The organism is Streptomyces sp. R302, from assembly GCF_012927245.1.
Taxonomy (GTDB): Bacteria; Actinomycetota; Actinomycetes; order Streptomycetales; family Streptomycetaceae; genus Streptomyces.
The window spans coordinates 1-23,057 of record NZ_JABBGE010000003.1 but is presented as its reverse complement, the minus strand read 5'-3'; the positions used below and the strand labels follow the sequence as shown (position 1 = coordinate 23,057).

Annotated in this window: 24 protein-coding genes and 2 rRNA genes; 16 read left to right on the top strand and 10 right to left on the bottom strand. The window is 70.8% G+C overall.

The window, feature by feature from the left end:
- Window positions 1-9: 9 nt before the first annotated feature.
- Genes pstC through pstB form a run of 3 tightly spaced genes read left to right on the top strand, consistent with a single transcriptional unit; the run spans window position 10 to window position 2,862 of the window.
- Entirely contained in the window at window positions 10-993 is a 984-nt protein-coding gene (gene pstC / locus HHL19_RS09505) for a phosphate ABC transporter permease subunit PstC (protein WP_169087690.1), read from the top strand.
- Window positions 990-2,063 carry a phosphate ABC transporter permease PstA gene (pstA, locus tag HHL19_RS09500; RefSeq protein ID WP_169087688.1) on the top strand — a complete coding sequence of 358 codons (1,074 nt, stop codon included), beginning with the start codon at window positions 990-992 and terminating at the stop codon, window positions 2,061-2,063. Before pstC ends, pstA begins: the two co-directional genes overlap by 4 nt.
- A 22-nt stretch (window positions 2,064-2,085) precedes the next feature.
- Window positions 2,086-2,862 carry a phosphate ABC transporter ATP-binding protein PstB gene (gene pstB / locus HHL19_RS09495; protein ID WP_169087686.1) on the top strand — a complete coding sequence of 259 codons (777 nt, stop codon included), beginning with the start codon at window positions 2,086-2,088 and terminating at the stop codon, window positions 2,860-2,862.
- Window positions 2,863-3,120: 258 nt separating this feature from the next.
- Here pstB and HHL19_RS09490 read toward each other — a convergent pair whose 3' ends face one another.
- A complete protein-coding gene (locus tag HHL19_RS09490; RefSeq protein ID WP_169087684.1) occupies window positions 3,121-4,119 on the bottom strand; it encodes an inorganic phosphate transporter in 999 nt (332 codons plus the stop codon).
- Between the two features lie 6 nt (window positions 4,120-4,125).
- The gene (locus tag HHL19_RS09485; RefSeq protein ID WP_030495503.1) at window positions 4,126-4,746 is read right to left on the bottom strand and encodes a DUF47 family protein; all 621 of its coding nucleotides are present in this window, start codon (window positions 4,744-4,746) and stop codon (window positions 4,126-4,128) included.
- Window positions 4,747-4,942: 196 nt separating this feature from the next.
- Here HHL19_RS09485 and HHL19_RS09480 point away from each other — a divergent pair, with 196 nt between their 5' ends.
- Window positions 4,943-5,308, top strand: a complete 366-nt coding sequence (locus HHL19_RS09480) for a metal-sensitive transcriptional regulator (RefSeq protein WP_169087682.1) — start codon at window positions 4,943-4,945, stop codon at window positions 5,306-5,308.
- Window positions 5,309-5,328: 20 nt separating this feature from the next.
- On the opposite strand, the gene HHL19_RS09475 is transcribed toward HHL19_RS09480, so the two are convergent.
- Both HHL19_RS09475 and HHL19_RS09470 read right to left on the bottom strand, forming a co-directional pair.
- Entirely contained in the window at window positions 5,329-5,499 is a 171-nt protein-coding gene (locus tag HHL19_RS09475; RefSeq protein ID WP_169087649.1) for a hypothetical protein, read from the bottom strand.
- A gap of 102 nt (window positions 5,500-5,601) precedes the next feature.
- On the bottom strand, window positions 5,602-6,429 hold the full coding sequence (locus HHL19_RS09470; RefSeq protein ID WP_169087680.1) for a hypothetical protein: 828 nt from the start codon (window positions 6,427-6,429) through the stop codon (window positions 5,602-5,604).
- 84 nt (window positions 6,430-6,513) lie between these two features.
- Here HHL19_RS09470 and HHL19_RS09465 point away from each other — a divergent pair, with 84 nt between their 5' ends.
- On the top strand, window positions 6,514-6,690 hold the full coding sequence (locus HHL19_RS09465) for a hypothetical protein (protein WP_169087678.1): 177 nt from the start codon (window positions 6,514-6,516) through the stop codon (window positions 6,688-6,690).
- Here the strand turns inward: HHL19_RS09465 and HHL19_RS09460 are convergent.
- Both HHL19_RS09460 and HHL19_RS09455 read right to left on the bottom strand, forming a co-directional pair.
- A complete protein-coding gene (locus HHL19_RS09460; protein WP_169087676.1) occupies window positions 6,687-7,418 on the bottom strand; it encodes a phosphatase PAP2 family protein in 732 nt (243 codons plus the stop codon). The two genes, HHL19_RS09465 and HHL19_RS09460, sit on opposite strands and share 4 nt — an antisense overlap.
- 164 nt (window positions 7,419-7,582) lie before the next feature.
- Entirely contained in the window at window positions 7,583-8,623 is a 1,041-nt protein-coding gene (locus HHL19_RS09455; RefSeq protein ID WP_277349147.1) for a bifunctional lytic transglycosylase/C40 family peptidase, read from the bottom strand.
- A gap of 339 nt (window positions 8,624-8,962) precedes the next feature.
- Between HHL19_RS09455 and HHL19_RS09450 the strand changes: the two genes are divergently transcribed.
- From HHL19_RS09450 to HHL19_RS09425, 6 genes are read left to right on the top strand one after another with little or no spacing between them, the layout of a single operon-like run.
- Window positions 8,963-9,271 (top strand): hypothetical protein, encoded by a 309-nt coding sequence (locus tag HHL19_RS09450; protein WP_030495498.1) that lies wholly within the window; start codon window positions 8,963-8,965, stop codon window positions 9,269-9,271.
- 52 nt (window positions 9,272-9,323) lie between these two features.
- On the top strand, window positions 9,324-10,145 hold the full coding sequence (locus HHL19_RS09445) for a hypothetical protein (protein WP_169087674.1): 822 nt from the start codon (window positions 9,324-9,326) through the stop codon (window positions 10,143-10,145).
- Window positions 10,135-11,514 (top strand): hypothetical protein, encoded by a 1,380-nt coding sequence (locus HHL19_RS09440; protein ID WP_169087672.1) that lies wholly within the window; start codon window positions 10,135-10,137, stop codon window positions 11,512-11,514. The genes HHL19_RS09445 and HHL19_RS09440 overlap by 11 nt, the downstream gene beginning before the upstream one ends.
- On the top strand, window positions 11,511-13,064 hold the full coding sequence (locus tag HHL19_RS09435) for an SCO6880 family protein (protein WP_169087670.1): 1,554 nt from the start codon (window positions 11,511-11,513) through the stop codon (window positions 13,062-13,064). Before HHL19_RS09440 ends, HHL19_RS09435 begins: the two co-directional genes overlap by 4 nt.
- 20 nt (window positions 13,065-13,084) lie before the next feature.
- Window positions 13,085-14,482 carry an ATP-binding protein gene (locus HHL19_RS09430; RefSeq protein ID WP_169087668.1) on the top strand — a complete coding sequence of 466 codons (1,398 nt, stop codon included), beginning with the start codon at window positions 13,085-13,087 and terminating at the stop codon, window positions 14,480-14,482.
- A gap of 1 nt (window position 14,483) precedes the next feature.
- Window positions 14,484-15,917: a type VI secretion protein gene (locus tag HHL19_RS09425; RefSeq protein ID WP_169087666.1), complete on the top strand. Its 1,434-nt coding sequence runs from the start codon at window positions 14,484-14,486 to the stop codon at window positions 15,915-15,917.
- Window positions 15,918-15,920: 3 nt separating this feature from the next.
- Here the strand turns inward: HHL19_RS09425 and HHL19_RS09420 are convergent, their stop codons facing one another.
- Both HHL19_RS09420 and HHL19_RS09415 read right to left on the bottom strand, forming a co-directional pair.
- Window positions 15,921-16,070: a hypothetical protein gene (locus tag HHL19_RS09420; RefSeq protein ID WP_240981523.1), complete on the bottom strand. Its 150-nt coding sequence runs from the start codon at window positions 16,068-16,070 to the stop codon at window positions 15,921-15,923.
- A 355-nt stretch (window positions 16,071-16,425) separates the two neighbouring features.
- Window positions 16,426-17,013, bottom strand: a complete 588-nt coding sequence (locus tag HHL19_RS09415) for a GNAT family N-acetyltransferase (protein ID WP_169087664.1) — start codon at window positions 17,011-17,013, stop codon at window positions 16,426-16,428.
- Window positions 17,014-17,159: 146 nt separating this feature from the next.
- On the opposite strand from HHL19_RS09415, the gene HHL19_RS09410 reads away from it, so the two are divergent.
- From HHL19_RS09410 to HHL19_RS09390, 5 genes are read left to right on the top strand one after another with little or no spacing between them, the layout of a single operon-like run.
- Window positions 17,160-18,065 (top strand): ABC transporter ATP-binding protein, encoded by a 906-nt coding sequence (locus tag HHL19_RS09410; protein ID WP_169087663.1) that lies wholly within the window; start codon window positions 17,160-17,162, stop codon window positions 18,063-18,065.
- Window positions 18,062-18,844 carry an ABC transporter permease gene (locus tag HHL19_RS09405; RefSeq protein ID WP_169087661.1) on the top strand — a complete coding sequence of 261 codons (783 nt, stop codon included), beginning with the start codon at window positions 18,062-18,064 and terminating at the stop codon, window positions 18,842-18,844. Before HHL19_RS09410 ends, HHL19_RS09405 begins: the two co-directional genes overlap by 4 nt.
- A 19-nt stretch (window positions 18,845-18,863) precedes the next feature.
- On the top strand, window positions 18,864-20,078 hold the full coding sequence (locus HHL19_RS09400) for a histidine kinase (RefSeq protein ID WP_169087659.1): 1,215 nt from the start codon (window positions 18,864-18,866) through the stop codon (window positions 20,076-20,078).
- Between the two features lie 12 nt (window positions 20,079-20,090).
- Window positions 20,091-20,762 (top strand): response regulator transcription factor, encoded by a 672-nt coding sequence (locus HHL19_RS09395; RefSeq protein WP_169087657.1) that lies wholly within the window; start codon window positions 20,091-20,093, stop codon window positions 20,760-20,762.
- Between the two features lie 57 nt (window positions 20,763-20,819).
- Window positions 20,820-21,404, top strand: coding sequence for a hypothetical protein (locus tag HHL19_RS09390; protein ID WP_169087655.1), 585 nt, complete (start codon window positions 20,820-20,822; stop codon window positions 21,402-21,404).
- A 67-nt stretch (window positions 21,405-21,471) separates the two neighbouring features.
- Here HHL19_RS09390 and rrf read toward each other — a convergent pair.
- Together rrf and HHL19_RS09380 are read right to left on the bottom strand one after the other, a co-directional pair.
- A 5S ribosomal RNA gene (gene rrf / locus HHL19_RS09385) occupies window positions 21,472-21,588 on the bottom strand.
- A 74-nt stretch (window positions 21,589-21,662) separates the two neighbouring features.
- Window positions 21,663-23,057 (bottom strand): 23S ribosomal RNA (locus tag HHL19_RS09380); the annotation flags it as partial.

Genomic DNA, 23,057 nt, shown 5'->3' with positions numbered 1-23,057 from the left:
GAGAAACCGATGGTTACCACGACACCACCCGCCGTAGAGAAGAACAGGAGCCGGCGCGCCAAGAGCGCGGCCCGCCCCGGGGACCGCGTCTTCAGCGGCCTCTCCAAGGGCTCCGGCATCACCCTGCTCGTCATCATGGCCGCGATCGCGGTCTTCCTGACCTACCGCACCGTCCTCGCCGTCTCGGAGGACAGCGCCAACTTCTTCACCACCTTCGAGTGGAACCCGGCCGGCGACCCGCCGGTCTTCGGCATCGCCGTCCTCGCCTTCGGCACGATCGTCTCCTCGGTCATCGCCATGGCGATCGCCGTGCCCGTCGCGATCGGCATCGCGCTCTTCATCTCGCACTACGCCCCGCGCAAGCTGGCCAAGCCGCTCGCGTACGTGGTCGACCTGCTCGCCGCCGTGCCCAGCATCATCTACGGCCTCTGGGGCGCGATCTTCCTGGTCCCGTACCTGGACGGCCTCAACCAGTGGCTCGACCAGTACCTCGGCTGGACGTACATCTTCGACAAGTCCGCCGACGGCGTCGCCCGCAACCTCTTCACCGTGGGCATCCTGCTGGCGATCATGATCCTCCCGATCATCACCAACGTGACCCGCGAGGTCTTCCTCCAGGCCCCGAAGATGCACGAGGAGGCCGCGCTCGCCCTCGGCGCCACGCGCTGGGAGGTCGTCCGCATGGCCGTCCTGCCCTTCGGCCGCTCCGGCATCATCTCCGCCTCGATGCTCGGCCTCGGCCGCGCGCTCGGCGAGACCATGGCCGTCGCCGTCGTCCTCTCCCCCAGCTTCCTGCTCTCCGGCCACCTGCTCGACCCGGGCGGCGGCACCTTCGCCCAGAACATCGCCGCGAAGTTCAACGAGGCCAACGAGTTCGGCCGGGACGCGCTGATCGCCTCCGGTCTCGTCCTCTTCGTCATCACCCTGCTGGTCAACGGCGCGGCCCGGTGGATCATCGCCCGCCGCAAGGAGTACTCGGGGGCCAACGCATGAGCCACGCCGTCCAGGAACGCCCGGTCGCGTTCGCCAAGCCCCGCGGCCCCCTCTCCCACGCCCGCCTCCCGCGCTGGACCCCGCTCGCCGTCGCGGCCGGCTCCATCGCCGCCGGCGTCGGCATCGGCGTCGCCGCCGGCTGGCACAGCAAGGTGCAGTGGGGTCTGGTCTCCGCCCTCCTCTTCGTCCTGGTCACCTACGCCGTCACCACCAAGGTGGAGGGCGCCCGCCAGGCCAAGGACCGCGTCGCCACCAGCCTCGTCTGGGTCTGCTTCGTCCTCGCCGTCGTCCCGCTGCTGTCGCTGGCCTGGGTGACGATCAGCAAGGGCATGGAAGTCCTCGACGGGTACTTCCTCAGCCACTCGATGAACGGCGTCCTCGACGTCGAGCCCGGCGGCGGCGTCTACCACGCCCTCCTCGGCACCATCGAGCAGGTCGGCATCGCGACCCTGATCGCCGCCCCGATCGGCCTGCTCACCGCGGTCTACCTGGTCGAGTACGGCACCGGGAAGCTCGCCAAGGCGGTCACCTTCTTCGTCGACGTCATGACGGGCATCCCGTCGATCGTCGCCGGCCTCTTCATCCTCGCCACCTGGAACCTGATGCTGGGCTTCGGCCCCTCCGGTTTCGCCGGCGCGATGGCCCTCGCCATCCTGATGATGCCGGTCGTCGTCCGCTCCACCGAGGAGATGCTCAAGCTCGTCCCGAACGAGCTCCGCGAGGCGAGCCTCGCCCTCGGTGTCCCCAAGTGGCGCACGATCCTGAAGGTGGTCCTCCCCACCGCGATCGGCGGCATCACCACGGGCGTCATGCTCGCGGTCGCCCGCATCACCGGTGAGACAGCCCCCGTCCTGCTCCTCGTGTTCGGTACGAAGCTCATCAACCCGAACCCCTTCGAAGGCGCCCAGTCCTCCCTGCCGCTCTACGTGTACGAGCAGTACGCGGTCGGCACCGACGCCGCCGTGGCCCGCGCCTGGGCCGCAGCGCTCGTCCTGATCGCCTTCGTCATGATCCTCAACATGGTGGCCCGCGGCATCGCCCGCTGGAAGGCCCCGAAGACCGGCCGCTGAGCCGAACGGAAGTGAACTAGTTATGGCCAAGCGAATCGACGTCAGCGGCCTCTCCGCCTACTACGGCAACCACAAGGCGATCGACGACATCTCCATGACCGTCGAGCCCCGCTCCGTGACGGCCTTCATCGGCCCCTCCGGCTGCGGCAAGTCCACCTTCCTGCGCACCCTGAACCGCATGCACGAGGTCACCCCCGGTGGCCGCGTCGAGGGCAAGGTGATGCTGGACGACGAGAACCTGTACGGCTCCGGTGTCGACCCGGTCGCCGTGCGCCGCACCGTCGGCATGGTGTTCCAGCGCCCCAACCCCTTCCCCACCATGTCGATCTTCGACAACGTGGCGGCGGGCCTGCGGCTGAACGGCTCGTACAAGAAGTCCGAGCTCGCCGACATCGTGGAGCGCTCCCTCAAGGGCGCGAACCTGTGGAACGAGGTCAAGGACCGCCTCAACAAGCCGGGCTCCGGCCTCTCCGGCGGCCAGCAGCAGCGCCTGTGCATCGCCCGCGCCATCGCGGTCGAGCCGGACGTCCTGCTCATGGACGAGCCCTGCTCGGCCCTCGACCCGATCTCGACCCTCGCGATCGAGGACCTGATCGGCGAGCTGAAGGAGCGCTTCACGATCGTCATCGTGACGCACAACATGCAGCAGGCCGCCCGCGTCTCGGACCGCACCGCCTTCTTCAACCTGGCGGCGGTCGGCCAGCCCGGCAAGCTCATCGAGCTGGACGACACCGAGCGCATCTTCTCCAACCCGAGCGTCCAGGCGACCGAGGACTACATCTCCGGCCGCTTCGGATAGCCCATCGACCATGCGGCTCCGCCGCGTGGCGTCTGCGGTGCTGCATGGCGGTGCCACCGTGAGACGAAAGGGCCCGGCTCCCCTGAGGGGAGCCGGGCCCGACCATTTGCTTCCGCCCGGATGCCCGGCCGTCAGCCGAAGAACAGCTGCACCACGTAGAAGCTCAGCGCCGCGACGATCGCCGCCGCCGGCATCGTGATACCGCATCCCCCGGGGGACGACCCCCGGACCCCCAGCAATACCCGGGCGCACCCGCCGTCAGCCGAAGAACAGCTGCACCACGTAGAAGCTCAGCGCCGCGACGATCGCCGCCGCCGGCATCGTGATGAACCAGCCGAGGATGATGTTCTTGGCGACGCCCCAGCGGACCGCGTTGACGCGCTTCGTCGCGCCGACGCCCATGATCGCCGAGGTGATGACGTGCGTGGTCGAGATCGGCGCGTGGAACAGGAACGCCGAGCCGAACATGATCGACGCGCCGGTCGTCTCCGCCGCGAAACCCTGCGGCGGGTCCAGCTCGATGATCTTGCGGCCGAGGGTCCGCATGATGCGCCAGCCGCCCGCGTACGTACCCAGCGAGAGCATCACGGCACAGGCGATCTTGACCCAGACCGGGATCTCGTCGCCCTGCTGCTGCACATCGGCGATGACCAGGGCCATCACCACGATGCCCATCGTCTTCTGGGCGTCCTGGAGACCGTGGCCGAGCGCCATGCCGGCCGCCGACACGGTCTGCGCGATGCGGAAGCCGCGCTTGGCCTTGTGCGGGTTGGCCCGGCGGAACATCCACATGATCGCGCACATCACCAGGTAACCGGCGATGAGGCCGACGACCGGCGAGATGAACATCGGGATGACGACCTTGTCCAGGACGCCGCCCCACAGCACCTCGGTGCCACCGGCCAGCGCCGCGCCCACCATGCCGCCGAACAGGGCGTGCGAGGAGGAGGACGGCAGACCGAAGTACCAGGTGATCAGGTTCCAGATGATCGCGCCGACGAGCGCGGCGAAGAGGATGCCCATCCCCTTGTCGCCGGTCGGCGTCTCGATGAGCCCCTCGGAGACCGTCTTGGCGACCCCGCTGCCCATGAAGGCACCGGCGAGGTTCATGACCGCCGCCATGGCGAGGGCCGCCCGCGGGGTCAGCGCCCGCGTCGACACCGAGGTGGCGATCGCGTTGGCCGAGTCGTGGAAGCCGTTCGTATACGTGAAGCCGAGCGCGACACCGATGGTCACGATCAGGGCGAAGGTGTCCACGAAGCCTCAGGACTCCTTGACCGCGATGGTCTCCACGGTGTTGGCGACGTGCTCGAACGCGTCGGCCGCCTCTTCCAGCACGTCCACGACCTGCTTGAGCTTGAGCACCTCGATGGCGTCGTACTTGCCGTTGAAGAGGTGCGCGAGCAGCTTGCGGTGGATCTGGTCGGCCTGGTTCTCCAGCCGGTTGACCTCGATCCAGTACTCCGTGAGGTTGTCCATCGTCCGCAGGTTCGGCATCGCCTCGGCGGTCAGCTCCGCCGCCCGGGCCAGGACCTCGATCTGCTGCTCGACGCCCTTGGGCAGTTCCTCGATGTTGTAGAGGACGACCAGGTCGACGGCCTCCTCCATGAAGTCCATGATGTCGTCGAGGGACGACGCGAGGGAGTAGATGTCCTCACGGTCGAACGGCGTGATGAAGGAGGAGTTCAGCTGGTGGAAGATCGCGTGGGTGGCGTCGTCGCCTGCGTGCTCCGCCGCCCGCATCCGCTCCGCGATCTCGGCCCGGGCGGAAGGTTCCGCTCCGAGCAGTTCCATCAGGAGCTTCGAGCCCGTGACGATGTTGTCCGCGGAAGCGGCGAACATGTCGTAGAAGCTCGTCTCCCTGGGGGTCAGGCGAAATCGCACGTGAGGTCCTCGGGGTGCTGGGTTTCGGTCAGGCTGATGCTAGGCGCATCATCCGGCCACGGCTAACCGGCGTCCTCTCAGTGTCGCCCATCAGGCACAGTGATCTGCACGAGACCCCGCCCCCCAAACGGCGGGGATCGGTACCATATACCCACGAGGGGTATACACCCCCTTATCTGGACAACGGGAGGACGCGATGACGACCACCGAGGCGGACCAGGTCACCCCCGAAACCGTCGAGACCGTCGAGCCGGCCGACCACGGCCACGGCCACGCCCACGGGGTGCACGGCTACCACAAGCAGAAGGACGAGCACCTCAAGCGGCTGCGCCGGATCGAGGGCCAGATCCGCGGTCTGCAGCGGATGGTCGACGAGGACGTCTACTGCATCGACATACTCACCCAGGTCTCGGCCTCCACGAAGGCGCTGCAGTCCTTCGCCCTCCAGCTCCTGGAGGAGCACCTGCGGCACTGCGTGGCGGACGCGGCGGACAACGGCGGCGACCTCGACGCCAAGGTCGAGGAGGCCACGAAGGCGATCGGCCGGATGCTCCGCACCTGAACCCCGCGCCCGCGACGCGCTCAGCCGGCCGGTTCGACCCGGAGCACCTCGTCGATCAGGTCGGCGCTGAGCCGTTCCCCGTCCGCGGCCGAGGCGGCGATGATCAGTTCGCCGCACAGCTCTATCTCGGCGAGGGCGACGCCGTCGGGGTCGGCGATCGCGGTTGCGGTTGCGGTACCGAGCGGGGCCACGCGCCTTCACCCTCTTCCGGACGGAGTCGGTGTCCCAGCGTACGGATCGGGCCACCGGCCGCGCATGACACGGACGGACCATTTGGCGATGGTCCGGACCCCTCAGACCTCGACCTTGCCCGCGTAGATGTCCCGCCCGTGCGGCAGGGTCACCAGGACCCGCGTCCCGAAGCCGTACAGCAGCGTCGTCGAGGAGACGTCGACCGTCCGCCCCTGGTTGCGGAAGCTGAACCGGTGGCGGACCTTCCGCAGCCGGCCGTCCCCGTCGAGATACGCCTCGAAGGGCACGGCGTCGGTGGAGAACCCTTTCGCCGCCGCGGCGAGCGCGCCCCGCAGCTGCGGCGCGGCGACCTTCGCGGCCGCCGCGATGTCGGCGACGCCCCGGTAGTGCCGGACCTTCACCCCCGCCAGCTCGGTCTCCCCCACGTACGTGACCTCCCGCGCGCCGCGCAGCAGCTCGGCCGCCGCGCCGGGATCGGTGGCCCCGCCGGTGACGAGGTTCCCGTCGTCGAGGGTGGTGGTGTCGACCCGTACCCACTTGTCGGCGGGGACGCCCGCGCCGCGGTTCTTCATGTAGAGGGCGCCGGGGGTGAGGAGCTCGATGATCGGCCGGTGCGGGCTGGCGCCGGAGGCGTCCGTGGGGAGCACCACCCGGAGGTGGCCGGTGCGGCGGCGGAAGTCGTAGCCGCCCTCGCCGCGGATGGTGACCCGGGTGCCGCCGGAGGCCATCTCCATCGCGGTCGACGCCTTGGAGGTGCCGGCCCTGACCAGGACGTCGGCGGCGCCCCGCACGGTGCCGACCGGGTCCGGCGGCGGCGCCGGCTCCTCGGGGGCGGCGCAGCCGGTGACCGCCGCGGCGACCAGGGACGCGGTGACGGCGAGCGCTCCGCCGCCGATGCCTCGCGGAAGCCGGTACCGCTGCACCACCATCGCCCGTCGACCCCCAAAAGCCTGGATTCCCGATGCGGATAACGACGGCACGGGCGAGCCGTCACGCGCAGTACGGTGGGGGGCGTGCACGAGCAGTCGGCGACCGGCCCGCATCACACCACGACCACGGAGCGCGGCTCCTTCGCGCTGGCCCGCTGCACCTGCGGCTGGACCGGCCCGGCCCGCCGCTCCCGGGACCGCGCCCGCACCGACGCCACCGACCACGCGGGCGCGGCGGCCGGCGGGGAGACCACGCCCTAGGCGGCGAGGCCCCGCTCGCCGCGGTCGTCCTCGGCCGGGCCTCCGACGCGGGGTTCGGGGATGCCGACGGCCTCCGGGCGGCCGGCCGCGGCCGTCCCGGCCCGGCGGGAGCGGACCAGCCGGCCGGCGCGGTGGGAGCGGGCGACGGCGGACATCAGCGGGGTCAGCAGCGCGAGCGTCAGCGGGGCGAGGAGCAGGGCGACGGCGGTGCCGAGGGCGAGGCCGCCGAGGACGTCGGTGGGGTAGTGGACGCCCATGTAGACGCGGGCGAAGCCCTCGGCGAGGGCGAGGCCGATGGCGACGAGTCCGAAGCGGCGGTGGGCGACGAAGAGGGCGACGGCGATCGCCATCGCCATCGTGGCGTGGTCGCTGACGAAGGAGTAGTCCGTCTTCCCCCCGACCAGGACCTCCAGGCCGTCGTGGTCCTCGAAGGGGCGGGGGCGCTCGACGAAGCCGCGGATGGGGATGTTGACGAGGAGGGCGACGCCGGCCGCGAGCGGCGCCCAGACGATCCCGGCGACGGCCGAGACGGAGTCGGCGAGGGCACCGCGCCGGCGGACGCTCCACCAGCACCAGAGCGTCACGAGGACCAGCGCGAGCATGATCCCGTACTCGCCGGTGAACTCCATGACCCGGTCGAACCACGGGGGAGCGGCCTTCGCCAGCCCGTTGATGTCGTACAGCAGCGCGACATCGGGACTGGAGCCGTCCGATGCGAGTTCAGCCATCTGCCGCGGCCCCTTGCTCTCGTGTCGTCGGAGGGGGAACGAACCCGCTGAGGGAGTCGTTCCGCCGGACCCGCTTGATCATGATGACGTTACCGAAGAGCGATGCTCCCCCGCAGGCCAGGGCCCGTGCCTGACGGAGAGTCCCGTACGGGCGGACCGTCAGTTCAGGCCTGCCGCCCGGGCGGACGGGTCGGCAGCGCGGCGGCGCCGTCCTCGGTGACCCGGGTGGCCCCGAAGTAGTCGGGCGTGTCGATGCGGTCGAAGCGGATCACGGCCCCGGTGCGGGGGGCGTCGATCATGTAGCCGCCGCCCACATAGATGCCGACATGTCGGATCGCCCGAGAGTTCGTCAGGTCGTCGGAGAAGAAGACGAGGTCGCCGGGGAGCAGCTCCTCGCGGCTCGGATGCGGGCCCGCGTTGTACTGGTCGTTGGCGACGCGCGGCAGCTGGATCCCCACCGCGTCGTACGCGGCCTGGGTCAGGCCCGAGCAGTCGAACCGCCCGCCCTGCGCCGCCGTGCCGGTGCCGCCCCACAGATAGGGCGTGCCCAGCTTGCCCTGCGCGTAGTGGATGGCGCCGGCCGCCTGCTGCGAGGGGGCGAGCCGGCCCTGCGGCCGGGCGAAGCTCTTCTCCAGGGACCGGATGATCCGCACGTAGTTCCGCGTCTCGCGGTACGGCGGGACGCCCCCGTACTTGATGACCGCGTAGGCGCCGGCGTTGTACGCCGCCAGCATGTTGCTCGCCGGGTCGCCCGGCACCTTCTTCACGTAACCGGCCAGCGCGCAGTCGTACGAGGCGGCCGAGGGGATCGCGTCCTTCGGGTCCCAGATGTCCCGGTCGCCGTCCCCGTCCCCGTCGATCCCGTGGCTCGCCCACGTGCCGGGGATGAACTGCGCGATGCCCCGCGCGTCGGCCGGCGACACCGCCCTCGGGTTCCAGCCGCTCTCCTGGTACAGCTGCGCCGCGAGGAGCGCCGGGTTGATGGCCGGGCAGAGGTTGCCCCACTTCTGCACCAGCCCCTGGTACATCGCCGGCACCGAGCCCTTGGCGAGCGCCACCGTGCCCGTCGCCGCCGTGCCCGCGCCGCCGAGGATGCCGGCAGCCGCCGCGTACGTACCGACCAGCAGCAGGGCCAGGAAGCCGGCGCAGAGCCCGAAGGCCCCGCCGGTCAGCAGCCACGCCTTGCCCGCCCTACGCACCGTCAACCACCCCTCGGCTCCTGGCAGTACGCCCAGGGGCGCCAGTCTAGGCGGGGTGCTCCCGCCCGGAAACGGTGCCCGCCCGACGCGGCCCCAAGAGTGCAACAACGACAATCATTGCCCGGAGTCACCCTCCGTGATACACAGAGTGACCATACGCGTCTTCGCATGGAATCCGGCCGCACCACCGCAGGTCAAGACGGTCAGACCGGTCAAGTGTGCGGGGATCGGGTAAAGAGAGCCGCCAAGCCGTCACACGCGAGCGGTTTCATCAGCGAAGATAGTGGTGATGACCCATGCCGTCCGGCAGGGGTGACCAACGACCCGACAGGGGCGGTGAGTTCTATGTACCTGGCGGCCGAGAAGGGCGACATCACCACCATCATCGGTGGAATCGCCCCGAACTGGGGCCCTTTCGGGAGCCTCGGCGCCGAAGCGAAGATCATGATCGAGGTCGTGATGGCCGTGGCCATCCTGCTCTGCCTCGGCATCGCCATCTGGGGAGCGGCCAAACAGCGCATCGGCGCGACCGCGCTCCGCGACACCTTCAGCGCGGAACAGGGCAAGGGCCTGATCGTCGCCGGCCTCACCGGCGTCTTCATCATCGGCTCCCTGGGGACGCTCTTCACCATCGTCTACGGAATGGCGATCTGACCGCACGTCACCAGCGGTCCCACCCACGAACGAACGAGGGGGCGTACCCGGCATGAGTCCCGGCGACGAGCACGACGGTTACGGCGGCTCGGGCCAGACCCGTACCCGCCTGCCCGAGGGCAACACCGGTGACGTCCACGGCGGCCCCCGGCGCCCCGCCCGCGGCTCCCGCCCCCTGCTCATGGGCGTGGGCGTCGTGGTGCTGCTCGTCGCCGCGATCGCCTTCGCCAACCGCGGCGGCGACCCGTCGGACCCGGCCCCCTCCTCCGGCACCCCCGCCCACTCCGCCACCGCCCCCACCGGCACCCGCCCCGTCCCCCACACCAACGGCACCGTCCCCACCGGCCACGCCCACGACGAACAGGGCGCCCAGTCGGCCGCCGCCAACTTCGCCACGGCCCTGGGCTCCCCGGACATGTACCAACGGGGCCCCCGCGAGGCCCTGGTACGCGCGATCTACGCCCCCGAGGTGGCCGACGGCCGCGTCACCGACCTCGACAAGGCCTACGGCGACAAGACACTGCTGGCCCGCATCGGCCTCCAGGAGGACGGCACGGCCCCCCAGGGGCTCACCTTCGTCGCCCGGACCATCCCCGTGGGCACGAAGGTGGAGACGTACACGCCGGAACGGGCGACGGTGTCCGTCTGGCACTCGTACCTCTTCGGACTCGCCGGGGAGGAGTCGAAGAACCCCGTCTCCGAGGCCTGGTACACCAAGACCTACGAGCTCCTCTGGACCGGCGGCGACTGGAAGATCGTCGACGTCCGCCAGAAGGACGGCCCCGTCCCGGTCGGCCGCGACCAGCGGGCCTCCTCGTCCCAGGACATGGCGGACGCCGTCGAACAGTTCGGAGGCTTCACCTATGCCCGGTAGGCCCGCCGCCCTCCTCGCCCGCGCCACCGCCGTACTGGGAACCGCCCAGGTGGCGGTCGTCCTCTTCGCGGGCCGGGCCCTCGCCGACCCCACCACCCCGCCCTCGCCCTCGACCGCACCCCCCTCGGGCACCCCGACGCCCGCCCCGAGCGACAGCACCAACCCCTGCGGGCTGCTCAGCGACACCGCCCGGGACTACTGCGAAGGGCAGGGCACTGGCGGCACCGGCGGCGGAGGCTCGTCCTCCGGGACGGTCAACGACCCGGCGAACGCCCTCGACCCCCTCACCTCCCTGGCCCGCGGCTGCGCCGACGCCGCCGTGGCCGTCGTCGACTACCTCTCGAAGGCCGTGAAGGAGACCGCCGAGGTCGACTTCACGAACACCGCGTTCCTCTCCCGGTACGCCGTCGTCTTCGCCGCCGCCACCTTCCTCACCGTCCTCCTCTGGCTGCTCGCCGTCGCCAAGCGCGCCATGCGCGGCGTGCCGCTCACCACCGCGCTCTCCGAGGCCGTCGGCTTCCTCTGGCTGACCGTCCTCGCCTCCGCCTTCACCCCGCTGATCCTCTACACCGTCGTCAACGCCACCGACGCCGTCACCGAGGTCATCGCCTCCGGCACCGGCCAGCAGACCGACGTGTTCTTCGGCGCGTTCAAACAGGCCCTGCAGAAGGGCGACTCCATCAGCGGCGGACCGATCATGCTGATCATCGTCAGCCTGGTCACCGTCCTCGCCGCCGGCGTCCTCTACCTGGAGCTCTTCCTCCGCGCCGTGCTCCTCTACGTCGGCGCCCTCCTCGGCGTCGTCGTCTACTCCGGCCTCGTCGACAAGAACATGTGGGGCCACGTCCGCCGCTGGGCCGGCATCATGATCGCCGTCATCCTGGTCAAGCCGATCATCGTGATCGTCCTCGGCCTCGCCGGCGCCCTCTCCTCCGGCACCGGCCCCGACTCCTTCTCCGCCGTCGTCTCCGGCCTCGCGATCATCCTCCTGGCGATCTTCTCCTCCGCGATGATCTACCGCTTCGTCCCCGGCTTCGGAGACGAGATCGTCGCCTCCCGCAACAACCGCCTCCACCGCGCCGGCGAGAACGCGGCCGCCGCCGTCATCTCCTCCCCCGCCTCCCTCGTCTCCCAGGGCATCAAGACCCACAGCACCCGCGACAACGGCGGCTCCGGCGGCGGCCAGAACTCCTCCTCCGCCCCCCGCCCCGCCAACCCGGTCTCCGGCGGCGTCGCCGCCCACGGCGGCCGCACCCCCCAGGGCGGCGGCTCCACGCCCCCGCCCCGCAGCAGCAGCCCCACCGCGGGCACCCCGCACAGCAACCGCACCAGCGGCAAGAACACAGGAGCAGGAGGTGCAGGGCGTTGACGACCCAGTCCCAGCCGGTCACGCCCCGCCGCACGTATCTCATCGGCCGCGCCCGGCCGAACGCGATCGTCGGCAAGAACCGCGAGACCGGCGAGATCGCCCTGATCGTCGTCGGCGCCTTCCTCGGCATGATGAGCGGACTCCTCGTCCCCCTCCTCCCCCTGCGGATCGCACTCCTCGCCGGCCTGCCCGTCCTCGCCATCGCCGCCGTGTACCTGCCGTACAAGCAGCGCACGTTCTACAAGTGGTTCGAGATCAACCGCAGCTACAAGCGGATGCTCAAGCGCGGCACCGCCTACCGCTCCACCGCCGTCGAGGCCGGCACCCGCCTCGACGGCCGCGAGGTCGAGGTCGGCCCGCCCCCCGGCATCGGCCGCGTCAGCTGGCTCTCCGCCCCCTTCGGCCCCGACGAGATCGCCGTCCTCCTCCACGCGGACCGCCGCACCGTCACCGCCGCCATCGAGATCGAGGGCCCCGGCGTCGGCCTGCGCGACTCCGAGGACCAGGAGGCCCTGGTCGACCGCTTCGGCACCCTCCTCAAGCACGTCGCCAACGGCGACGGCTTCGTCACCCGCCTCCAGATGCTGGCCCGCACCCTCCCCGCCGACCCCGACGCCCACGCCAAGGACGTCGCCCAGCGCGGCGACCCGGCCGCGCCCGGCTGGCTCCAGGAGTCGTACGACCAGCTCCAGTCCATGGTCTCCACCTCCAGCGAGCAGCACCGCGCCTACCTCGTCGCCTGCATGCACTACACGCGCGACCTCGCCGCCGAGGCCAACGCCATGGCCCACGCCACCCGGCACGCCACCGGCGCCCGCCGCCTCGACCGCGACGGCGGCCTCGCCGTCGTCATGGCCCGCGAGCTCACCGACATCTGCGCCCGCCTCACCGAGGCCGACATCCGGGTCCGCCAGCCCCTCGGCCAGTCCCGGCTCGCCTCCCTGGTCCACTCCATGTACGACCCGGACCACCCGATCGACCACATCCAGGCCATGACGAAACGAAACGCTTGGCCCGCCGAACTCGACGCCATGGAGTCCACCTACCTCCAGGCCAAGACCCGCGAGTCCTCCACCCGCGCCCCCTGGTGCCACGCCACCGCCTGGGTCAAGGAGTGGCCGATGACCCCGGTCGGCGTCAACTTCCTCGCCCCGCTCCTCGTCCACACCCCCGACGTCATCCGCACCGTCGCCGTCACCATGGACCTGGAACCCACCGAGGTCGCCATCGAGCGCATGCTCACCGAGAAGACCAACGACGAGGCCGAGGCCTCCCGCCAGGCCAAGATGAACCGCACGATCGACCCCCGCGACATCGCCGCCCACGGCCGGCTCGACCAGCGGGGTGAAGATCTCGCCAGCGGCGCGGCAGGCGTCAACCTCGTCGGGTACATCACCGTATCGGCGCGCTCGCCCGAGGCCCTCGCCCGCGACAAGCGCACGATCAGGGCCTCCGCCGGCAAGTCGTACCTCAAGCTGGAGTGGTGCGACCGCGAGCACCACCGGGCCTTTGTGAACACCCTGCCGTTCGCGACCGGCATCCGCCGCTAGGGCCGAAGGGGCACCGACCGATGCGAGATCCGCTGTCCGTCCTCACCGAAGCCTTCACCTCCTTCGTCCTCGGGAAGGTGGAGACCACCCGCCTGCCCGTGCGCACCTCCACCGGTCAGGCCCAGGCCGTCTACCTGCCGACGGCCGCCCCCGGCCTCGGCGACTCCGGCGTGATCATCGGCCGCGAGGTCTACAGCGGCAAGGGCTACGTCTACGACCCCTTCCAGCTGTACGGACAGCAGCTCCCCGCCCCCCACTGGCTCGTCCTCGGCGAATCCGGCAACGGCAAGTCCGCCCTGGAGAAGACGTACGTGCTCCGCCAGCTCCGCTTCCGCGACCGGCAGGTCGTCGTCCTCGACGCCCAGGGCGAGGACGGCGTCGGCGAGTGGAACCTCATCGCCCAGGAGCTGGGGATAACCCCCATCCGCCTGGACCCCATGGTCGCGAACGACTCCGGGATCCGCCTCAACCCGCTCGACCCCGCCATCACCACCACCGGCCAGCTCGCCCTGCTGCGCACCATCATCGAGGTGGCGATGGGCCACGGCCTCGACGAGCGCTCCGGCTTCGCGCTCAAGGTCGCCCACGCCCACGTCAACGAGCACATCACCGAACGCCAGCCGATCCTCACCGACATCGTCGAGCGCCTGCGCCACCCCGAGGCCGAGTCGGCGGAGGCGATGAACGTCGACATAGACGACGTACGGGCCTGGGGCCTCGACGTGGCCCTCGTCCTCGACCGGCTCGTCGACGGCGACCTGCGCGGCATGTTCGACGGCCCGACCACGGTCGGCATCGACCTCGACGCGCCCCTGATCGTCTTCGACCTCTCCCACATCGACCGCAACTCCATCGCCATGCCCATCCTCATGGCGATCGTCGGCGTGTGGCTGGAACACACCTGGATCCGCCCCGACCGGAAGAAGCGCATCTTCCTCGTCGAGGAGGCCTGGCACATCATCAACAGCCCCTTCGTGGCCCAGCTGTTCCAGCGCCTGCTCAAGTTCGGCCGCCGCCTCGGCCTCTCCTTCGTCGCGGTCGTCCACCACCTCTCCGACGTCGTCGACGGCGCCGCCGCCAAGGAGGCCGCGGCGATCCTCAAGATGGCCTCCACCCGGACCGTCTACGCCCAGAAGGCCGACGAGGCCCGCCATACCGGCGCGGTCCTCGGCCTGCCCCGCTGGGCCGTCGAGATCATCCCGACCCTCACCCCCGGCATCGCCGTCTGGGACGTCAACGGCAACGTGCAGGTGGTCAAACACCTCATCACCGAACGGGAACGCCCGCTCGTCTACACCGACCGCGCCATGACCGAGGCCTCCGGCCCCGCCGACCCCGACCTGGAGTGGGAGACCGAGCAGCGCGCGCTGATGATGGAACGCCAGCTGGACGACAGCTCCCAGTCGACGGTGGCGTGACGTGACGGAGGCACGGCAGAAGCAGGGCGGCGGCGTCTCCGACGGCTTCCTGATCGGGCTCTTCGCCCTGATCCTCGGCCTCTCCCTGCTCGTCTGGTCCGCGACCGGCCTCGCCGGCCTCCTCGCGCACGGCGCCTGGCCCGACGGGGTGCGGCTCACCCGCACCCCGCCGGCCCTCCGCGCCCTGGCGACCGCCCCCACCGACCTCCCGGCCGCCTGGCCGGACACCCCGCCCGGCCAGCTCTCCGGCTACGGCCTCTTCTGGGGCCTGGTCATCGGCCAGGCGATGGTCCTCGCCGTCCTCGCCGTCTTCCTCCTCGGCACCTACGCCCGCTGGCGCGCCGTCCGCGCGCAACGCAAGGCGGGCACGTACGCCGGCACCCCCGCCCCGGTACGCGACCCGGCCCCGACCCCCGCACAGGACCCCGCCCCCACCCCCGAACCCGCCCCCGTACCGATACAGAAGACCGCCCCCGAAGACCCGTCACCGACCCCGCCCTCTCCGGAACCCCCCGCCACCGGCACGGTCTACGGCCCGCCCGACACCCGCCGCCCCCTGGCCGTCCAGGCGATCCACGACGCCGAGGGCCCGGTCCTCGTCGTCACCTCCGACCCCGCCGTCTGGTCCGCCACCAAGGACGTCCGCGGCAAGCTCGGCCCGGTCCTCGTCTACGACCCCGGCCACCTCTGCGACACCCCGGCCCGCCTCCACTGGTCCCCCGCCGAGGGCTGCGCGGACCCGGACACCGCCCAGGCCCGCGCCGCCGCCCTCCTCGCCCCGGTCCGCCCGCACGCCCGGCTCGACGCGGCCACCGCCACCACCGCCGAAACCCTCCTGCGCTGCTGGCTCCACGCCGCCGCCGTCGACGGCCGCCCCTTCCGCCAGGTCCACCGCTGGGCCCAGGGCACCGACGCCCACGAGCCCGTACGCATCCTCCGCGGCCACCCCAAGGCCGCCTCCGGCCTCGCCGGCCTCCTCGAAGCCGCCCTCACCGCCCACCCCGACACCCGGCGCCTGGCCCAGGAACTGACGGCCCGTGCCTTCTCCGCCTTCTCCTCGGTCCACATCCGCGAGGCCTGCACCCCGAATCGAACGGATTCGCTGGCCCTGGCATCTTTCCTCGCCGAAGGGGGCACCCTCTACGTGGTGGGCGAAGCGATCGAGGACCCGCGCACCCGCCCGGGCGCGATGCCCCTCCTCACCGCGCTCGCGTCGCACGTGGTCGAGCACGGCCGCCGCATGGCCGCACGGTCATCCGACGGTCGGCTCGACCCACCACTCACCCTGGTCCTCGACGACATCGCCGCCGTCGCCCCCCTCCCGGAGCTCCCGTCCCTCCTCGCGGACGGCCCCCGCCAGGGCCTCCCCACCCTGGCCCTGATGCGCTCCCCGGAGCAGTCCCGCACCCGCTGGCCCCAGCACTCGCTCCACTGAGCGCTACGGCCGCTGCAGCACGTACTCCAGGTCATGGAGCTCGCCCGAGCCGACCGTGTCCGCCCGGCCCCCGGTCGCCACGAACCCGAGGCGCCGGTACGCGGCCGCCGCCCGGACGTTCTCCTCGTGCACGGTGGTGAACAGCGCGTTCACCAGGCCGCTCCCGCGCGCCTCGGGACGGACGTACACCGTTCCTGGTGACTGAGCCGGAACGGGTCCTGTTCAGCCGCACGCCCCGAACGGTCTTGGGCGCACTGGTCCCCGGCGTACTCAACCCCTGGGCGGCGACACGCATCGCGTGCGTGGTCCGGTCCAAGGAGGCCAGTTCCCTCACGACCTGGCCAAGTGGGGACGGACAGAGGGCGACGGAGAGGCCCCAGACCTTCGCTCCGGAGGAAAGGGGGCTCCGCACGCTGGCTCCGCTCCCGGTGTCCCAGGTCGCACAGCCACGTTAGCCCGACCAGCCCAAGGCGCCTCAAGCCTGCGACCGGACCATCACACGATCCAGCTAACTCGGCTGCCCGCCGTGCCGGGCCGCCCCCGGCGGCAGCAGCTCGTACTCGTCCTCGTACGCGCCCGTGCCGCCCGGCACCGGGACCCGCTCGCCGGACGGGACGAAGCCGAAGCGGCGGTAGAAGGCGGCGGCGCGGGCGTTCTCCTCGTGCACGTACAGACGGACGCGCTCGATCCCCGCCACGGTCCACGACCACTCCACGGCCGCCCGGAACAGCGCGTCGATCACGCCGCCGCCGCGCGCCTCGGGCCGCACGTAGACGCCGACCAGGTGCGTCTGGTCGACCTTCGCCGGATCGCCGAACCGCACCTCGGCGTCGTCGGCGGCTCGTTCGACGAGCACCGTCACCGTACCCAGCCAGTGCCCGTCGGGCGCCTCGGCGACGAACTGCCGCACCCGGCCCTCTCCGGTCGTCGAGGCGTGCGCCGTCCGCTCCTTCCAGAAGTCGTCCGGACGCGCGGCCGCGTCCTCGTGGGTCTCCAGGAAGGCGAGGTGCGCGACGGGGTCGAGGAGGGCGGCGAGCCGCAGCTCGCGCGCCTTCTCCCACTCGTCGGCCAGGACGGTACGGATCGTGACGTTCATGCCGCATCCTGACCCGCCGCCACCCCCGCCGACAAGGGAGATTCGCAGCTCAGGGTCGCGGAGTGGTACCCCGGTACGACACCGCCCGGCCCGCTGCCGACCACGGTCGGACGCCCGCGCCCCGCCCGCTCCGTAGCGTCGAAGCCATGATCCGAGCAGAGCGACTCACCAAGCGGTACGGCGACCGCACCGTCGTCCGGGACCTCTCGTTCACCGTCCGCCCCGGCACCGTCACCGGCTTCCTCGGCCCCAACGGCGCCGGGAAGTCCACCACCCTGCGCATGATCCTCGGCCTCGACGCCCCGACCCACGGCACCGCAACCGTCGACGGCCGCGCGTACGCCGGCCACCCGGCGCCGCTCACCCGGGTCGGCGCCCTCCTCGACGCCCGCTCCTTCCACCCCGGCCGCACCGCCTTCCACCACCTCATGGCCCTCGCCCACACCCACGGCATCCCGCGCTCCCGCGTCGAGCAGGTCCTCGGCGCCACCGGCCTCGCGGAGGTCGCCGGCCGCCGCGTGAAGGGCTTCTCGCTCGGCATGGGCCAGCGCCTCGGCATCGCCGCCGCCCTCCTCGGCGACCCGGCCGCCGTCGTCCTCGACGAACCCGTCAACGGCCTCGACCCGGAGGGCGTCCGCTGGATCCGCACCCTCCTCAGGGACCTCGCCGCCGAAGGCCGCACGGTCCTCGTCTCCTCGCACCTGATGAGCGAGATGGCCCTGACCGCCGACCGTCTCGTCGTCATCGGCAAGGGCCGGCTCCTCGCCGACACCACCGTCGCCGAGCTCGTACGCGACGCGGGCGCGGCCTCCGTCCTCGTCGTCTCCCCCGACGCCGACCGCCTCCGCGCCCTCCTCCCGGCCACCGCCCGCACCACCGACGAGGGCCCCGGCACCCTCCGGGTCACCGGCCTGGACGCACCCGCGATCGGCCGGATCGCCGCCGCCCACGCCGTCGAACTCCACGCCCTCACCCCGGAGACCGCCTCCCTGGAGCAGGCGTTCATGGACCTCACCCACGACTCCGTCGAGTACCAGGGAGCCCCCGCATGACCACGCTCTCCTACGACGTCACCCCGACCCGCGTGCTCCGCTCCGAGTGGCACAAGCTGTGGACGCTCCGCTCGACCTGGATCGCGCTCGCCACGGCCGTCGCCCTCGTCCTCGGCGTCGGCGTCCTGATGGGCACCACCTACACCTCCGACGGCGGCGACTCGGACGTCGACACCGTGGTCCTCACCCTCTTCGGCTCGCAGCTCGGCGGCGTCTGCCTCGCCGTCCTCGGCATCCTGGTCACCGCCGGCGAGTGCTCCACGGGCCTGGCCCGCGCCACCTTCACCGCCGTCCCCGGCCGCCTCCCCGTCCTGTGGGCGAAGGCCGCCGTCCTCGCCGCCACGGTGTTCACTCTCTCCTTCCTGACCAACCTGGCCACCTTCCTCGCCGCCCAGGTCTTCCTCGGCGACACCGACCAGGCCGCGGCGCTGGGCGACGACGGCGTCCTCGGGGCCCTCGCCGGCAACGCGGCCGGCCTCGCCCTGCTGTCGCTCCTCGCCCTCGGCCTGGGCGCCGCGCTCCGCTCCGTACCCGGCGCGCTCGGCGCGTTCATCGGCGGCGTCCTCGTCCTCCCCGAGGTCATCGGGATGCTCCCGTACGACGCCGTCGACACCGCCCTGCGCTACTTCCCCACCCAGGCCGCCGGCGTCCTCGGCTCCGCGACCCCGCTCCCCGACGCCCCCTCGGCCGGGGCCGCCCTCCTCGCCCTCGCCCTGTGGGCCGCGGCGGCGCTCGCGATCCCCGCGCTGCTGCTCCGCCGCCGGGACGTGCGGGGATGACGCCGGGGATGATGGCGAGGTGACGACGGAGACGACGGCGCCCAGCCGGTGGACGCGGCAACTCATCACCCGCGTCCGGGCGGTGGACGCGGCCCGCCCCTGGCTCTGGGACGCGGCGGTGACGCTCGGCTGGACGATCGCCGCCCTGGTGGACGCGGCGGGCGGCTGGCGGAACGTGGCCCGGGACCCCTCGCTCCCCTCCGGCCTGATCGTCGCCCTCAGCCTGGCCCTCGCCCTCCCCCTGTACGCCCGCCGCCGCAGGCCGACGACGGTCCTGGCGGCGATGACGGCGGCGGCGTTCGTCAGCGAGGCGTCCGGCGCCTTCCTCCAGGCCGCGTTCCTCCAGTCCCTCCCGCTCTTCCACATCGCCCTGACCCGCCCGCCGCGCCGCCTCCTGTGGGCGTTCCCGCTGCTCGCGGCACCGCTCCTGACGGGCGCGCTGCGCTTCGACGGCGACGAGTGGGACCTGCACGTCGTCCCGGCGATGTGGGCGTACCTGATCGTGGCCCTCATGGGCATCACGGTCCGCTCCCGCCGCGACCACACCGCGAGCCTCGTCGACCGGGCCCGCCGCCTGGAGATCGAGCGCGACCAGGAGGTACGCCTCGCGGCCGCCGCCGAACGGGCCAGGATCGCCCGCGAGATGCACGACATCATCGGCCACAACCTCTCGGTCATCACGGGCCTCGCGGACGGCGGCCGGTACGCGGCGGCCAAGAGCCCCGAGCGGGCCGCCCAGGCCCTGGACGCCATCGGCACGACGAGCCGCCAGGCCCTCGACGAACTCCGCCGTCTCCTGGGCGTCCTGTCCGCCCCCGACGAGGAGACCCCGTCCGCCGTCCGCACCCCCCAGCCGACCCTGGAGGACCTGGCCCCCCTCCTGGAGGGCGTACGCAAGGCGGGCCTGCCGGTCACCTCGGACCTGCCCGACCCCCTCCCGCCCCTCCCGCCGGGCGCCCAACTCACCGTCTACCGCGTGGTCCAGGAGTCCCTGACGAACACCCTCAAGCACGCGGGCCCCGGTGCCGACGCCACCGTCCGTCTCCGGACCACCCCGGACGCCCTCCTGGTGACCGTCACCGACACGGGCACCCCGTCCGCCACCCCCGGGCAGGGCCAGGGCCTCACCGGAATGCGCGAGCGCGCGGCCCTCTACGACGGCACACTCGACACCGGCCCCCTGCCGGCCGGCGCCGGCTGGCAGGTCCGGCTCCGCATCCCCATCCCCCCCTGAGGAAGAGCACCCGTGACGACGGTTCTGATCGCCGACGACCAGCCGATGCAGCGCTTCGGCTTCCGCATGCTCCTGGAGAGCCAGGACGACATGACGGTCGTCGGCGAGGCCGCGAACGGCACCGAGGCCGTCCGCGAGGCCGCCGCCCACCATCCGGACGTGGTCCTGATGGACATCCGCATGCCGGGCCTGGACGGCATCGAGGCCACCCGCCGGATCGTCGCCACGGGCGCCCGCACCCGCGTCCTCATCATCACCACCTTCGACCTGGACGAGTACGCGTACGACGGCCTCCGCGCCGGCGCGAGCGGCTTCCTGGTGAAGGACGCCCAGCCGGAGGAACTCCTCGCGGGCGTCCGCGCGGTGGCGGCCGGCGACGCGGTCGTGGCCCCCAGCCTCACCCGCCGCCTCCTGGACACCTACATCCACCACCTGCCGCCGTCCCCGGGCGCGGTGGCGGCTGAACAGGACGACCCCCGCCTGTCCGCCCTCACCGAACGCGAACGCGAGATCCTCACCGTCATCGCCCAGGGCTGGACCAACACGGAGATCGCCGAACGCCTCCACCTGGCCGAGTCCACCGTGAAGACCCACGTGGGCCGCATCCTCGCGAAGACGGGCACGAGGGACCGCGTCCAGGCGGTGATCCTCGCCTACGACACCGGTCTGGTGAAGCCCGCGTGACGGCGCGATCATGGTGCCCCTGCCGGAAGTCGGCACGACGGAATCGGGGGATCTCTCATGAAGTTGCTCGCTCGCCTGGCCGCGGTGGCCCTCACCGCGACGACACTGCTCTCGCCCGCCGGCCCGGCGTCGGCGGCCGAGCCGGCCTCCGACCAGGGGGTTCCGGCCTGCTCGGTGGTCTGGTTCGACCTGGGCGACACCCTGGTCGACACCTCCGACCGGGCTCGCCTCACGTACATGCCGGGGGCGCTGCGGTACCTGCGGCAGCTGCACCACACCGGGGTACCGATGGGCCTCATCACGAACGTGCCGCCGAGCTGGGGCACGACCGATGCCGAACGGGCGGAGGCGACGAAGGAGTACATCGCGGCGAGCTGGTCGGAGGCGGAGCCGTTCGTCTGGGAGTACTTCGGCGACCGGATCCTCACCCCGCGCGGCACCGAGGAGTACAAGCCGGCACCGGCCCTGTTCCAGCGGGGCATCGAGCATTCCGGCGGCTGCCGGGCGGTGTTCGAGGGCGAGAACCCCGACGAGGTCACCGCGGCCTCCGCGGCAGGAATGCGCGGCTACCAGATCGGCCTGAGCGACCAGCCGGCCTATCTGCCGCTGCACCGGGTACTGCTGCCGTTCCTGGACCGATGACCATCAGAACAGCCGTGAACGCAGAAAAGCCCCGCACCATAAGGTGCGGGGCTTCCCCACAATGATTGTTCGGCGGCGTCCTACTCTCCCACAGGGTCCCCCCTGCAGTACCATCGGCGCTGAAAGGCTTAGCTTCCGGGTTCGGAATGTAACCGGGCGTTTCCCTAACGCTATGACCACCGAAACACTATGAAGTTGAACTCAACCAGCAATCGGGAGTTCGTTACTTCAGAACTAACACAGTGGACGCGAGCAACTGAGGACAAGCCCTCGGCCTATTAGTACCGGTCAGCTCCACCCATTACTGGGCTTCCACATCCGGCCTATCAACCCAGTCGTCTACTGGGAGCCTTACCCTCTCAAGGAGGTGGGAATACTCATCTCGAAGCAGGCTTCCCGCTTAGATGCTTTCAGCGGTTATCCCTCCCGAACGTAGCCAACCAGCCATGCCCTTGGCAGGACAACTGGCACACCAGAGGTTCGTCCGTCCCGGTCCTCTCGTACTAGGGACAGCCCTTCTCAATATTCCTACGCGCACAGAGGATAGGGACCGAACTGTCTCACGACGTTCTAAACCCAGCTCGCGTACCGCTTTAATGGGCGAACAGCCCAACCCTTGGGACCGACTCCAGCCCCAGGATGCGACGAGCCGACATCGAGGTGCCAAACCATCCCGTCGATATGGACTCTTGGGGAAGATCAGCCTGTTATCCCCGGGGTACCTTTTATCCGTTGAGCGACGGCGCTTCCACAAGCCACCGCCGGATCACTAGTCCCGACTTTCGTCCCTGCTCGACCCGTCGGTCTCACAGTCAAGCTCCCTTGTGCACTTACACTCAACACCTGATTGCCAACCAGGCTGAGGGAACCTTTGGGCGCCTCCGTTACCCTTTGGGAGGCAACCGCCCCAGTTAAACTACCCATCAGACACTGTCCCTGATCCGGATCACGGACCCAGGTTAGACATCCAGCACGACCAGAGTGGTATTTCAACGACGACTCCACAACCACTGGCGTGGCCGCTTCACAGTCTCCCACCTATCCTACACAAGCCGAACCGAACACCAATATCAAACTGTAGTAAAGGTCCCGGGGTCTTTCCGTCCTTCTGCGCGAAACGAGCATCTTTACTCGTAGTGCAATTTCACCGGGCCTATGGTTGAGACAGTCGAGAAGTCGTTACGCCATTCGTGCAGGTCGGAACTTACCCGACAAGGAATTTCGCTACCTTAGGATGGTTATAGTTACCACCGCCGTTTACTGGCGCTTAAGTTCTCAGCTTCGCAACCCCGAAAGGTCACTAACCGGTCCCCTTAACGTTCCAGCACCGGGCAGGCGTCAGTCCGTATACATCGCCTTACGGCTTCGCACGGACCTGTGTTTTTAGTAAACAGTCGCTTCTCGCTGGTCTCTGCGGCCACCCCCAGCTCAGAGTGCAAGACTCATCACCAGACGTGGCCCCCCTTCTCCCGAAGTTACGGGGGCATTTTGCCGAGTTCCTTAACCATAGTTCACCCGAACGCCTCGGTATTCTCTACCTGACCACCTGAGTCGGTTTAGGGTACGGGCCGCCATGAAACTCGCTAGAGGCTTTTCTCGACAGCATAGGATCATCCACTTCACCACAATCGGCTCGGCATCAGGTCTCAGGCT

What these genes read in the sequence shown, in the direction of transcription:
- pstC (WP_169087690.1), top strand. Translation starts at nt 10, where the DNA reads ATGGTTACCACGACACCACCCGCCGTAGAGAAGAACAGGAGCCGGCGC.
- pstA (WP_169087688.1), top strand. Translation starts at nt 990, where the DNA reads ATGAGCCACGCCGTCCAGGAACGCCCGGTCGCGTTCGCCAAGCCCCGC.
- pstB (WP_169087686.1), top strand. Translation starts at nt 2,086, where the DNA reads ATGGCCAAGCGAATCGACGTCAGCGGCCTCTCCGCCTACTACGGCAAC.
- HHL19_RS09480 (WP_169087682.1), top strand. Translation starts at nt 4,943, where the DNA reads ATGACGACCACCGAGGCGGACCAGGTCACCCCCGAAACCGTCGAGACC.
- HHL19_RS09470 (WP_169087680.1), bottom strand. Translation starts at nt 6,429, where the DNA reads ATGGTGGTGCAGCGGTACCGGCTTCCGCGAGGCATCGGCGGCGGAGCG.
- HHL19_RS09460 (WP_169087676.1), bottom strand. Translation starts at nt 7,418, where the DNA reads ATGGCTGAACTCGCATCGGACGGCTCCAGTCCCGATGTCGCGCTGCTG.
- HHL19_RS09450 (WP_030495498.1), top strand. Translation starts at nt 8,963, where the DNA reads ATGTACCTGGCGGCCGAGAAGGGCGACATCACCACCATCATCGGTGGA.
- HHL19_RS09445 (WP_169087674.1), top strand. Translation starts at nt 9,324, where the DNA reads ATGAGTCCCGGCGACGAGCACGACGGTTACGGCGGCTCGGGCCAGACC.
- HHL19_RS09440 (WP_169087672.1), top strand. Translation starts at nt 10,135, where the DNA reads ATGCCCGGTAGGCCCGCCGCCCTCCTCGCCCGCGCCACCGCCGTACTG.
- HHL19_RS09430 (WP_169087668.1), top strand. Translation starts at nt 13,085, where the DNA reads ATGCGAGATCCGCTGTCCGTCCTCACCGAAGCCTTCACCTCCTTCGTC.
- HHL19_RS09415 (WP_169087664.1), bottom strand. Translation starts at nt 17,013, where the DNA reads ATGAACGTCACGATCCGTACCGTCCTGGCCGACGAGTGGGAGAAGGCG.
- HHL19_RS09410 (WP_169087663.1), top strand. Translation starts at nt 17,160, where the DNA reads ATGATCCGAGCAGAGCGACTCACCAAGCGGTACGGCGACCGCACCGTC.
- HHL19_RS09405 (WP_169087661.1), top strand. Translation starts at nt 18,062, where the DNA reads ATGACCACGCTCTCCTACGACGTCACCCCGACCCGCGTGCTCCGCTCC.
- HHL19_RS09390 (WP_169087655.1), top strand. Translation starts at nt 20,820, where the DNA reads ATGAAGTTGCTCGCTCGCCTGGCCGCGGTGGCCCTCACCGCGACGACA.